The organism is Pseudomonas sp. GW821-FHT10B02, assembly GCF_059415665.1.
On sequence record NZ_JBWKNR010000007.1, the window covers coordinates 54372 to 66011 of the forward strand.

An 11640-nucleotide genomic window follows, 5' to 3' on the forward strand; every position below is an offset into this window, starting at 1 on the left:
CTACGCCGCCCAGGCGGAGGCTTACATGCAAGACGACGATTTTTCCCTGTTCAAAAGCGAGATGCGCGGCGTCAAGCCGATCAAGCATGATCGCGCCGAAGTCGGCAAACCCAAGGCCGACCGCAAGCAACTGGCCGGCCTGCGTCAGGCCGCGACGGTACGCAGCGACCAGAATGTGGTCGATGGCTTGTCGGACCAGTTTGTCATCGACGTAGGCCCCGAAGACGACCTGCACTGGAGCCGTGACGGCGTCCAGGAAAGCCAGATGCGCAAGCTCAAGCTCGGCCAGATCGGTTTCGAAGGCAGCCTCGACCTGCACGGCATGAACGTGGAAAAAGCCCGCGAAACCCTCTGGGCGTTCCTCGCCGAGGCCACCCGCTTCGAAGTACGCTGCGTGCGCGTCACCCATGGCAAGGCCGTACGCCTGGATGGCAAGAAGCCAATGATCAAGAGTCACGTCAACACCTGGCTGCGCCAACACCCGCAGGTACTGGGGTTTACCTCGTGCCAGGCCCGTCATGGCGGTACCGGCGCGGTGTACGTGATGCTCAAACGAACCATGCTCGAAGGCCGTGACGAGTAACGCCGTACTTGCAGCGCCGCCACAGCCGCCGTACCCTTCGCGTTTGCGATAAATCCCACAGGTAGATCCATGTCCCTGGAACAGAACTACACCGCTATCCTCGGCCAGCTCGGCGAGGACGTCTCCCGCGAGGGCCTGCTCGACACGCCCAAGCGGGCTGCGAAGGCCATGCAGTACCTTTGCCGCGGTTATGAACAAACCCTGGAAGAAGTGACCAACGGCGCACTGTTCAGCTCCGATAACAGCGAAATGGTCCTGGTCAAGGACATCGAGCTGTACTCGCTGTGCGAACACCACATGCTGCCATTCATCGGCAAGGCTCACGTCGCCTACATCCCCGATGGCAAGGTCCTGGGCCTGTCCAAGGTTGCGCGGATCGTCGACATGTACGCACGTCGCCTGCAGATCCAGGAAAACCTCAGCCGCCAGGTGGCCGAGGCGATCCAGAAGGTCACCGGCGCCCTGGGCGTGGCGGTGGTCATCGAAGCCAAGCACATGTGCATGATGATGCGCGGTGTGGAAAAACAGAACTCGACCATGATCACCTCGGTGATGCTCGGCGAATTCCGTGAAAATGCCGCGACCCGCAGCGAGTTTCTCAGCCTGATCAAGTAATCGGGCCTGACTGCAAGCCGACCTTTCGTGGTCGGCTTTTTTTATTCTTAGGAGTTGCCATGATTGTCAAAGCACTGCGTGTCGGCTTGGGTCAGTTGATTGTGTTCGGTGACTGGATCAGCCGCCCGGCCAAACTCAAACGCGAACCGGCCACCCAGGCGCTGGTCGAGCAACAGGCCAAGGGCTTGAGCCTGTACCAGTTCCACGCCTGCCCGTTCTGCGTGAAAACCCGCCGTACCCTGCACCGCCTGAACGTGCCGGTGACCCTGCGCGATGCGAAGAACAACGAACAGGATCGCCAGGCACTGCTCAATGAAGGTGGCAAGATCAAAGTACCGTGCCTGCGCATTGAAGAAGACGGCAAGACCACCTGGATGTACGAATCCAAGGTGATCATCGATTACCTCAACAAGCGTTTTTCGGCAGTGTAAGGTAGGAGCGGGCTTGCCCCGCGATTACGATGTAGCTGACAGACCGCAATCGCGGGGCAAGCCCGCTCCCACAGTGTTTACCCGACCATAGTCACATGACGAGGATGGCTGGCGACCCGATCCAGCCATGCCTGAATGCCCGGATAGGCGTCCAGATCAAAACCACCCTGCTGGGCGACATGGGTGTAGGCGTACAGCGCGACATCGGCAATCGAGTAGCGGTCGCCGACCAGATAAGGCGTTAGCTGCAGCTGCTTCTCCATCACCCGCAAAGCCTTGTAGCCGCCTTTGTGCAGGGTCTTGTATTCCTCCAGGCGCTCTTGCGGCAGGCCCAGGTAAAACTGGATGAAGCGCGCCACGGCTATGTACGGCTCATGGCTGTATTGCTCGAAGAACTGCCACTGCAGTACCTGGGTGCGCAAGCGCGGCTCGCTGGGCAGGAATTCGGTGCCATCGGCGAGAAAGTTCAGGATCGCGTTGGATTCCCACAGGTAGGTGCCGTCTTCAAGCTCCAGCACTGGCACCTTGCCATTGGGGTTCATGGCCAGAAACGCCGGGGTTTCCGTCTCGCCCTTGAGGATATCCACCGAATGCCATTCATAAGGCAGACCAAGCAAGTGCAGCATCAGCTTGACCTTGTAGCAGTTACCCGACTGGTAATCACCGTAAACCTTGTACATCTCTCCCCCCACTCAATGGCTGAATCGTACTCGCCCCCATAGTTGGCGACTGTACGGCTAAATGCAATGCCTGCTGTATGGCAAGAAAGGCAAGCCTGCGCGTTAGTCTGCAAAATCTGCTTACACCTAGAACAAGGAATGCCCCATGCCCGATGCCACTTCCGCGCAACTGCGCCCTTTGGCTGACTCCTCACCCTCGGCCGTGGTCGCAGGTTTTATTGCCATGCTGACCGGCTACACCAGCTCCCTGGTATTGATGTTCCAGGCTGGCCAGGCAGCCGGTTTGACCAGTGCGCAAATCTCATCGTGGATCTGGGCCCTGTCGATCGGCATGGCAGTGTGCAGCATCGGCCTGTCATTACGCTATCGCACGCCGGTGACAGTGGCCTGGTCGACTCCGGGGGCGGCGCTGTTGATCACCAGCCTTGGCGGTGTCAGCTATGGTGAAGCCATCGGCGCCTACATCACCTGCGCCGTGCTGGTGGTGATCTGCGGCCTGACCGGCAGTTTCGAACGCCTGGTCAAGCGCATTCCAGCCTCACTGGCGTCGGCGTTGCTGGCCGGTATCCTGTTCAAGATCGGCAGCGAAATCTTCATTGCCGCCCAACACCGCACCGCGCTGGTGCTGGGGATGTTCTTCAGTTACCTGATCATCAAGCGCCTGTCGCCGCGTTATGCCGTGCTCGCCGCGTTGCTGGTGGGCACCGCCTTGTCCGGTGCCATGGGCCTGCTGGATTTCAGTGGTTTCAGCCTGGAGGTGGCAACCCCGGTGTGGACCACGCCAAGCTTTTCCCTGGCCGCCACCATCAGCATCGGCATTCCACTGTTCGTGGTCGCCATGACCTCCCAGAACATGCCGGGCGTTGCCGTGTTGCGGGCCGACGGCTATCAGGTGCCGGCCTCCCCCCTGATCTCGGTGACCGGCCTGGCCTCGCTGGTATTGGCGCCCTTCGGCTCCCATGGCATCAACCTGGCGGCGATCAGCGCGGCGATCTGTACCGGCCCGCACGCCCATGAAGACCCGAACAAACGCTATACAGCAGCGGTCTGGTGCGGAATTTTCTATGGCATCGCCGGCGTATTCGGCGCCACCCTGGCCGCCCTCTTCGCGGCCTTGCCGAAAGAGCTGGTGCTGTCGATTGCTGCCCTGGCACTGTTCGGCTCGATCATGAACGGCCTGACGGTTGCCATGAATGAAGCCAAAGAGCGCGAAGCGGCGTTGATTACCTTCATGGTCACCGCGTCGGGCTTTACCCTGTTCTCGATCGGCTCGGCGTTCTGGGGGATTGTCGCCGGGGTGTTGACGCTGATGATTCTCAACTGGCGCAAGAACGGCTAACTCTGCCTTTGGGGTCGCTCGGTGCGCTGCAGGAACGCCTGGGCGCGCTGGTCCTGAACATAGGCGACATTGATCCGCAACCAGTCACTGGCAGCCCCCTGCGGATCAAATGCACTGCCCGGCGCCAGCAGCACCGAACAAGCCAGTGCTTCTCGATTGAGTGCGGCGAAATTCCAACCAGGGCAACGTGCCCAGACAAACATCCCGCCATAAGGCTCGGTGAATACCTGCCAGCCGCTGGCTTCCAGTTGCCCCAGCGCCTTGGCCATGTGCTGCGCCAGGCGCGGACGCAGGCGCGCCACGCTTTTGCGGTACGAACCACTGGCGAGCATCTGTGCCACCACCTGCTCGCTGAACCGGCAAGTACCCAACCCGGCAACCATCTTCAGTTCAGCCAGGCGGGCGACCAGTGCGGGTTCCGCCACCAAGTAACCGACGCGTAACGAACTGCTCAGGGTCTTGGAAAAGCTCGCGAGGTAAATTACCCGCTGCTCGGCGTCCAGGGTGGCCAGTCGCGTTACCGCACCGTCCTGGAAGTCGGCATAGATATCGTCTTCGATGATCTGTACATCATGCTCACGAGCGAGCTCCAGCAAGCGGTAAGCCACCTTTGGGGTCAGGCTGCTGCCAGTGGGGTTGTGATACAGACTGTTGATGTACAGGCAACGCGGCCGATGGCGCTTGAGCAGGTCTTCCAGTACTTGCAGGTCCGGGCCTGCGGCGGTACGCGGCACCAGCAGCATTTCGATCTGATGCTGGCGCAGCAGGTTGTACAGGTTGTAGTACCCCGGGCTTTCCACCACGACCTTGTCGCCAGGCTTGAGCAGGGTTCGCAGCAGCAAGTCGAGAGCATGACTGGCGCCCTGGGTCGTAAGGATCTGCTGGGGACTGACCTGGATACCGATCTGCCCCAGGACCTTGTGCAGTTGAGCACGCAAACTGGCCAGCCCCAACGGTGGACAGTAGTCGAGCAAATCTTCCACCGGCCCACGGCTGACGTGACGCACAGCCTGGGCGATCGCTTCGGTGGCGCGCCAGCTGGAAGGCACCCAGCCACAACACAGATTGAGCAGATCGACCGGGGCATCGCTGAATTGTTGCCAGCGATTGGCAAAGGTTTCATCGCGAAATGGCTGATCAACCAGCGCAACACTTAGCCGCTGTTCAGCGACAAAAAAGCCGGCACCATGCCGAGCCTCCAGCAATCCCATTGCCACCAGCCGGTCATAAGCTTCGATCACACAGGACTGGCTGATGCCCTGCTCGCGCGCCAACTGGCGGATTGATGGCAAGCGGCTGCCAGGACGCAGGCGTTGCTGTTCGATCCAGCCCTGCAACTGATCCGTGACCTGCTGGACCAGTGGCGTGGAGGATTGACGGTCAAGTGTCAGGTTCATGGACAAAGTGTTCGGTAGTTTTGTCCGAACAGTTAATCACAAATTCCCGGCCAGTGTGCCTTGAGAGTCCTTGGTGGTCACCGGATAGTCGCGGTATCGACAAGGAGCTCACTATGCCCACCCAGCGTTCCCCTGCCCTGCTGGCCTTCGCCCTGTGCCTGATCACTTTTGCGGTCAACCTGCAGGCTCCCCTGTATACGACCTATGCAGAGCTGTCCGGAACCGGTGCCGCAGCCACGGCGCTGGCTTTTTCAGCTTATGTCGTCGGCGTGGTGCCGGTCCTGTTGCTGCTCGGTGGCCTGGCGGACCGGGTCGGGCGGCGGCCCCTGATCATCGTTGCCCTGGGCTTGTCGATGCTGGCCACCCTGCTGATGCTGCTGGCGCCAACCCTGGAAACACTGGGGCTGGCACGCTTGCTACTGGGCATCGGCACAGCGCTGGCCTCGGCGACAGGCACCGCCTACATGAGTGAACTGATGCACAACGGCGACCATCAGCGTGCGGCCACATGGGTCACTGCCAGTACCTCACTGGGCTTTGGCCTTGGCGCTGCGTTGACCAGCCTGTTCCTGTTGCGTGGGCCAAGCCTGGCACCTGAAAGCTTCTACTTGCATCTACTGCTGGCCGGCCTGGCCCTGTTGGCGGTGTGGCGTCTTCCCGATCAACGTCGCGATGCCCGGGGCGCGTGGCTACGCCTGCCCTGCTACCCCGCAGGCAGCCTGCCTTATGGACTGGCGATCCTGCTGGCGTGGGCCTGCGTCGGCCTGGTGATCGCCTTGCTGCCGTCGATCCTCAAGCAACACGGCCTGGCCGATTGGTCGGGCTTCTCGACCTTCTGTGTGATCAGCTGCGGCCTGTTGTTCCAGCCGCTGGCCCGGCGGATGGCACCTGGCAAAGCGACCTTGCTCGGCTTGATGGTATTGCCCTGCAGCTATGCGTTGCTGGCCTGGGGTGCCGATCGCGGTCAACTGGTCGCCGTGCTGCTCGGCACGCTGGCCGCCAGCAGTGCCTGCTATGGCTTTGTCTATCTGGGTGGATTGTCGGCGGTGAACATGTTGGCAGGGGCCGAGAAAACCCGCGCCAGCGCGGGCTTCTTTCTGCTTGCTTACCTGGGCTTCAGCTTGCCGGTGATTTTTACCGGACTATTGGCTGACCGTCTGGGTTCCAGGGTTGCCCTGCTGGTATTTGGCGCCAGCTTGCTGATTGGTTGCCTGGTGGTTGCTGTGCGCCTGTTTTGGCACTACCCACGCCTGCAAAGTCACCCATCCGCCCAGTGAAAAACCAGGCACTTACAACGGTGAACAAAACGTGAAAAAAATGTAAAATTTGTAGGAAATGTTACACTTAGCCGATGATGGCATTTCGACATAGGGATGTGTAGCAGTGACGCGCGGATGCAAGGATTTGGTGAATGAGTTTTCCTACACGCTCAACCACCGTCGTTCCACATTACACTTCAAAGCACCTCCTGCCACCTTCACCGCTCATGCGTTGCAGCGCCTGGTAGAACAACAGGGCTCGACCAAGCGCATCAGCGCGCCGTTGGACTGTACCCGAAGCGCGCTGTTCACCAAACGCCAGCCCCTGGACTCGCTGAAAAAAAAGCTGCGGGTGGCCTTTGGTGGCAGCAAACGCCAAGGCCTGAATGACTGGGTGATCGAAGAGCTGGTCAATACCGCCGAAGCGCACAAACGTGGCGCCCGGGTTGCGCCGTTGATCGGCTTTGGTTACTCCAGGGACCGCCTTGGCCTGATGGATGACTTCATCATTATCACAGGCTTGCTAGCGGGCTATACCGATGGCTGGAAGTGGGTCAGCGCCAACCCGAAGCAGGTTGAAACGTTGATTGTCAGCGCCTTCGAACTGCTGCACTCACTGCACCAGCAGGGTGTCAGCCATATGGACCTGTGGGCTGCCAACGTGATGTTGCCCGACGAACTTCCAGCGCCGGCCCAGGCCATCGACCTGGAAAACTGCTTCTGTCGGCCAACCGAGTTCCTCAGCGAGACCCTCGGCTTTCAGTTCGGCTTCTTTTACTTTCGCGAGATCTACCGCTTTATCACCGAGGCCCGCTACGACGAACTGGTCGATGCGGCGCTGGCTGAGTATCCCGGTATCGACCGAGAACGCTTCACACCTTGCTATCAGCTCAGCAAACATCAACACGTCGGCCGCAAAGACCGACGCACGGTGTTTCTCACGGGGCAGTTGAAAGCAGGCTAGCACGTCAGATCGCAGTCGCCCCACCATCCACCGCCAGGGCATGGCCGGTGGTGAACGCGGCGCCATCACTGCACAGGTACAATACCGCGCTGGCGATCTCTTCGACCTTGCCAATACGCCCTACAGGATGCATCGCTGCAGCAAACTCGGCCTTGCGTGGATCGGCCTCATAGGCACGGCGGAACATATCGGTATCAATCACCGCCGGGCATACGGCGTTGACGCGGATTTTCTTCTTGGCGTATTCGATCGCCGCCGACTTGGTCAGACCGATCACTGCATGCTTGGAGGCGCTGTAGATACTCATCTTCGGCGCCGCGCCGAGCCCGGCCACCGACGCGGTGTTGACAATCGCACCGCCGCCCTGGGCCAGCAACAGCGGTAGCTGGTACTTCATGCACAACCACACCCCCTTGACGTTGACACCCATGATCGCGTCGAACTCGGCTTCGCTGCCTTCCGCCAAGCGGCCTTGCTCGATTTCGATGCCGGCATTGTTGAAGGCATAGTCGAGACGTCCATAAGCCTCGATAGTGCAAGCGAGCAACTGCTGCACATCGGCCTCGCGGGTAACGTTACAGGTTACGAACAGCGCCTCTCCCCCTGCGGCACGGATCAGATCGACCGTACCCTGGCCGCCTGCAGCGTCCAGATCGGCAACCACCACCTTCAATCCTTCGGTGGCAAATGCCAAGGCCGTCGCCCGGCCGATACCTGCCGCGCCGCCAGTGACCAGGGCAACCTGGCCGGAAAAAGTCATGCTCATCGCTAGCTCCTGCAACAAAGTGAGGTCAGTGCCTGGAGTCTAGGCGGCCAGCAGCACGGATTGGCAGCATCATCAGGGTGCCGGTTGAAGCGATATCGGTTCGGGTGATTATCTGGATAAAGCCCAATCACGCATGTGGATCGTGGTGCATTCGCCAAGCGGGTAAACCTTGCTGGATTGCCTGTGAGGGTCTATCACCAAACTTTGCCCTTCATGCGAGAGACCCTGTCATGACCGCCCAGACCAACCGCCGCTTCCTACTCGCCAAACGCCCGATCGGGGCAGTCAGCCGTGACGACTTCAAGTTTGAACAGCTACCACTCAGTGAACCCGGCGAAGGCCAGGTACAGGTGAAAAACCTCTACCTGTCCCTGGACCCGGCCATGCGCGGCTGGATGAACGAGGGCAAGTCTTACATTCCGCCAGTGGCTCTTGGCCAGGTCATGCGCGCCTTGGGCGTCGGCGAAGTGATCGCCTCGAAACACCCCGGTTTCGCCGTCGGCGACCACGTCAATGGTGCCCTCGGTGTGCAGGACTACTTCGTCGGCGAGCCGCAGGGCTTCTACAAGATCGATCCGAAACTGGCACCGCTGCCGCGCTACCTGTCCGCCCTGGGCATGACCGGCATGACCGCCTACTTCGCCCTGCTCGACGTCGGCGCTCCCAAGGAAGGTGAAACCGTGGTGCTCTCCGGAGCCGCCGGTGCCGTGGGCAGCATTGCCGGACAGATTGCCAAGCTCAAAGGTTGCCGGGTCGTGGGGATCGCCGGGGGCAAAGAGAAATGTCAGTACCTGAAAGACGAACTGGGCTTCGACGGCGTCATTGACTACAAGGCCGAGGATGTCCTCGAAGGCCTCAAGCGTGAATGCCCGAAAGGTGTCGACGTCTACTTCGACAATGTCGGCGGCGACATTCTTGATGCCGTGCTCAGCCGTTTGAATTTCAAGGCACGGGTGGTGATCTGCGGCGCCATCAGCCAGTACAACAACAAGCAAGCGGTCAAAGGTCCGGCCAATTACCTGTCACTGCTGGTCAACCGGGCGCGAATGGAAGGCTTCGTGGTGATGGACCATGCCGCCAATTACGGCAAGGCTGCACAGGAAATTGCCGGCTGGCTGGCAACCGGCAAACTGAAAAGCAAGGAAGACGTGGTCGAAGGGCTGGAAACCTTCCCCGAGACGCTGTTGAAGCTGTTCAGCGGGGAAAACTTCGGCAAACTGGTACTTAAGCCCTGATTTCAGCGACCACCGCGGCCAGCGCCTGCGCCGGATCGGCAGCCTGGCTGATCGGACGACCGATCACCAGGTAATCGGAACCGGCGTCCAGCGCCTGACGCGGGGTCAGGATACGACGCTGGTCATCCTGGGCACTGCCCGCCGGACGAATACCCGGGGTAACCAGTTGCAGCGACGGATGCGCGGCCTTCAGCGCCGGCGCTTCCAGTGCAGAGCACACCAGGCCGTCCATACCGGCCTTCTCGGCCAGGGCCGCCAGCCGCAGTACCTGCTCCTGTGGCTCGATATCCAGGCCAATACCGGCCAGGTCTTCTCGTTCCATGCTGGTCAATACAGTCACACCGATCAGCAACGGTTGTGGACCGCTGCGCTGGGCCAGCACCTCGCGGCAGGCCGACATCATGCGCAGGCCACCGGAGCAGTGGACGTTGACCATCCACACACCCATCTCCGCAGCGGCTTTAACCGCCATGGCAGTGGTGTTGGGAATGTCGTGGAATTTCAGATCGAGGAACACCTCAAAGCCCTTCTCGACCAGGGTTTCGACAATGCCCGATGCGCTGCTGGTGAACAGCTCCTTGCCGACCTTGACCCGGCACAGGGACGGATCGAGCTGATCCGCCAGTTTCAGGGCGGCGTCACGGGTAGGGAAATCCAGGGCGACGATGATGGGCGTCTGGCAGGCGGACATGGGCGGGTCTCTTGGCAAGTCTTGAACGGCGCGCATTGTAAACGAAGTCGCGGTTTATGGGGGCCAATGATCGCGAATTGGCCCACCAGCGGCGGCGCCCCTATAATTGAACCAATGAATGAAGCATTGGCTCCAACTTAACAGGAGCGACATCATTCGCCGCTCTGAAGGAGAATTACATGCCCTGGTATGCCTGGTTGATTCTGGTGCTCGCGATAGGCTCCATCGTCGGTGGCCTGATGCTGCTGCGTGATACCGCGAAAAAGCTGCCCCTGACGGAAGAGCAGCTCAAGCGCGTGCATGAGCGCAATGCTGAAATGGATGCCAAGGATGCGCAGGATCGCTGAGCCCACCTGCTATATGGCTGGCTTACAGCATCACTTGTAACGTGCTGCGGCAGAACTGCGCGAAAGATTTGGCCTGAGTGCATCGCGCGCCTTGATAAAGGCCTGCCAGTCTGCGGCATCAGGCAGCGACGGAATACTCACCACCTCTCCGCTGTCCAGCCCCGCCAGCGCCGCGTCGACCATCTCTCCTGCTTCCATAACCATCTGCGGATCGATCTGTGTGACATCAAGCCCCGAGCGCTCCCAGATCTCGGTGCGGGTCACACCCGGCAACACCGCCTGAACCTGTACATTCTTCTCTTTCAACTCACCATGCAGCGTTTGGGTCAGGCTCAATACATAAGCCTTGCTCGCGCTGTACACCGCGTTGAACATCTCCGGCGCCAGGGCAACAACCGAGGCGATATTGATGATGGTGCCGCGGCCGGCTTTGCCAAACTGGGCGGCTGCGGCCGATGCCAGACGTGTTACCGCCACAATATTGAGCGCCACCAACGAATCGGTCTGCGCAGCAGTAGCGTCGGCCAAGGTGCCATTCATGGCGATACCGGCGTTATTGACCAATACACCAATGCTCTGGTCATCGCGTAAACGCTGTTCGACACGAGCCAGATCTGTCGCTTGTGCAAGATCTGCCGACAGTACCTCGACATTGATGCCATGCCGGGCCTGTAGATCTGCAGCCAAGGCGTCAAGCCGCTGTTGGTCCCGCGCGACCAACAGCAGGTCGTGACCACGGGCAGCCAGACGCTCTGCATAAACCGCACCGATTCCGGAAGATGCGCCAGTGACGAGCGCGGTAGGGGTTACCGAGGAAGCTGACATAACGGTGATCTCCTGGGACTGCCTGGGGAAGGATGAATCTGTTTAAAGCAAAATATTACCATCGTAATATTTATACAAATTCGGCCGACCAAAGGCATACCGAAACAAGAAGGCCGGTCAATGACCGGCCTTTCTGGGAGCGCTAGTTGACAGTGAGCTTGTCGCGGTTGCGATCAAGCAAGGCCTTGCCGATCCCCTTGATTTCCAGCAGCTCATCTACCGTAGCGAAGGCACCATGTTCTTCGCGATAAGCAACGATCGCTTCTGCCTTGGTTTTGCCGATGCCGGACAGCCTGGTTTGGAGAGTCATCACATCGGCCGTGTTCAAGTCCAATTTAACGACTTGCTGCTCTACAACAGCGGTTAGCTCTGGATTTTCGATTGGCTGGGGTGCGGCACTCAAGGACAAGGACACACTGGTGAACAGAGGAAGAAGAAGGTAGGAAAGGACAGTATTGCGCATGAGTGAGACTCCTGGGGTGGTTTCAGAGGCAGCATTTCCTGGCTG

Annotated in this window: 14 protein-coding genes; 8 read left to right on the forward strand and 6 right to left on the reverse strand. The window is 59.9% G+C overall.

Annotated features, from left to right (window positions below; genetic code table 11):
- The first annotated feature begins 25 nt into the window (after positions 1 to 25).
- The 3 genes from AC07OF_RS12440 to AC07OF_RS12450 all read left to right on the forward strand — a co-directional run bounded on the left by AC07OF_RS12440 (position 26) and on the right by AC07OF_RS12450 (position 1629).
- Positions 26 to 583 carry a Smr/MutS family protein gene (locus tag AC07OF_RS12440; protein WP_157191679.1) on the forward strand — a complete coding sequence of 186 codons (558 nt, stop codon included), beginning with the start codon at positions 26 to 28 and terminating at the stop codon, positions 581 to 583.
- A gap of 69 nt (positions 584 to 652) precedes the next feature.
- Positions 653 to 1198: a GTP cyclohydrolase I FolE gene (gene folE / locus AC07OF_RS12445; protein ID WP_028943701.1), complete on the forward strand. Its 546-nt coding sequence runs from the start codon at positions 653 to 655 to the stop codon at positions 1196 to 1198.
- 59 nt (positions 1199 to 1257) lie between these two features.
- On the forward strand, positions 1258 to 1629 hold the full coding sequence (locus AC07OF_RS12450) for a glutathione S-transferase N-terminal domain-containing protein (protein WP_157191678.1): 372 nt from the start codon (positions 1258 to 1260) through the stop codon (positions 1627 to 1629).
- Between the two features lie 77 nt (positions 1630 to 1706).
- Here the strand turns inward: AC07OF_RS12450 and AC07OF_RS12455 are convergent, their stop codons facing one another.
- Positions 1707 to 2309, reverse strand: a complete 603-nt coding sequence (locus AC07OF_RS12455; RefSeq protein ID WP_157191677.1) for a glutathione S-transferase family protein — start codon at positions 2307 to 2309, stop codon at positions 1707 to 1709.
- 145 nt (positions 2310 to 2454) lie between these two features.
- On the opposite strand from AC07OF_RS12455, the gene AC07OF_RS12460 reads away from it, so the two are divergent.
- A complete protein-coding gene (locus AC07OF_RS12460; protein WP_461530864.1) occupies positions 2455 to 3648 on the forward strand; it encodes a benzoate/H(+) symporter BenE family transporter in 1194 nt (397 codons plus the stop codon).
- Here AC07OF_RS12460 and AC07OF_RS12465 read toward each other — a convergent pair.
- Entirely contained in the window at positions 3645 to 5045 is a 1401-nt protein-coding gene (locus AC07OF_RS12465; protein ID WP_495072935.1) for an aminotransferase-like domain-containing protein, read from the reverse strand. The two genes, AC07OF_RS12460 and AC07OF_RS12465, sit on opposite strands and share 4 nt — an antisense overlap.
- Positions 5046 to 5158: 113 nt before the next feature.
- Here AC07OF_RS12465 and AC07OF_RS12470 point away from each other — a divergent pair, with 113 nt between their 5' ends.
- Together AC07OF_RS12470 and AC07OF_RS12475 are read left to right on the forward strand one after the other, a co-directional pair.
- Positions 5159 to 6322, forward strand: a complete 1164-nt coding sequence (locus AC07OF_RS12470) for an MFS transporter (protein ID WP_495072936.1) — start codon at positions 5159 to 5161, stop codon at positions 6320 to 6322.
- Between the two features lie 130 nt (positions 6323 to 6452).
- A complete protein-coding gene (locus tag AC07OF_RS12475; RefSeq protein ID WP_232478239.1) occupies positions 6453 to 7268 on the forward strand; it encodes a hypothetical protein in 816 nt (271 codons plus the stop codon).
- A gap of 4 nt (positions 7269 to 7272) precedes the next feature.
- On the opposite strand, the gene AC07OF_RS12480 is transcribed toward AC07OF_RS12475, so the two are convergent.
- On the reverse strand, positions 7273 to 8034 hold the full coding sequence (locus AC07OF_RS12480) for an SDR family oxidoreductase (protein WP_157191672.1): 762 nt from the start codon (positions 8032 to 8034) through the stop codon (positions 7273 to 7275).
- 230 nt (positions 8035 to 8264) lie between these two features.
- Between AC07OF_RS12480 and AC07OF_RS12485 the strand changes: the two genes are divergently transcribed.
- Entirely contained in the window at positions 8265 to 9269 is a 1005-nt protein-coding gene (locus AC07OF_RS12485) for an NADP-dependent oxidoreductase (RefSeq protein WP_157191671.1), read from the forward strand.
- On the opposite strand, the gene pyrF is transcribed toward AC07OF_RS12485, so the two are convergent.
- Complete coding sequence (gene pyrF / locus AC07OF_RS12490; RefSeq protein WP_136475092.1) at positions 9259 to 9960, reverse strand: orotidine-5'-phosphate decarboxylase; 702 nt, start codon at positions 9958 to 9960, stop codon at positions 9259 to 9261. The genes AC07OF_RS12485 and pyrF overlap by 11 nt on opposite strands.
- Positions 9961 to 10139: 179 nt before the next feature.
- On the opposite strand from pyrF, the gene AC07OF_RS12495 reads away from it, so the two are divergent.
- On the forward strand, positions 10140 to 10307 hold the full coding sequence (locus AC07OF_RS12495; protein ID WP_010224101.1) for a DUF2897 family protein: 168 nt from the start codon (positions 10140 to 10142) through the stop codon (positions 10305 to 10307).
- Positions 10308 to 10337: 30 nt separating this feature from the next.
- Here AC07OF_RS12495 and AC07OF_RS12500 read toward each other — a convergent pair whose 3' ends face one another.
- Together AC07OF_RS12500 and AC07OF_RS12505 are read right to left on the reverse strand one after the other, a co-directional pair.
- Positions 10338 to 11132, reverse strand: a complete 795-nt coding sequence (locus tag AC07OF_RS12500) for an SDR family NAD(P)-dependent oxidoreductase (RefSeq protein ID WP_157191670.1) — start codon at positions 11130 to 11132, stop codon at positions 10338 to 10340.
- 142 nt (positions 11133 to 11274) lie between these two features.
- A complete protein-coding gene (locus tag AC07OF_RS12505; protein WP_476445671.1) occupies positions 11275 to 11595 on the reverse strand; it encodes a ComEA family DNA-binding protein in 321 nt (106 codons plus the stop codon).
- Positions 11596 to 11640 lie beyond the last annotated feature (45 nt).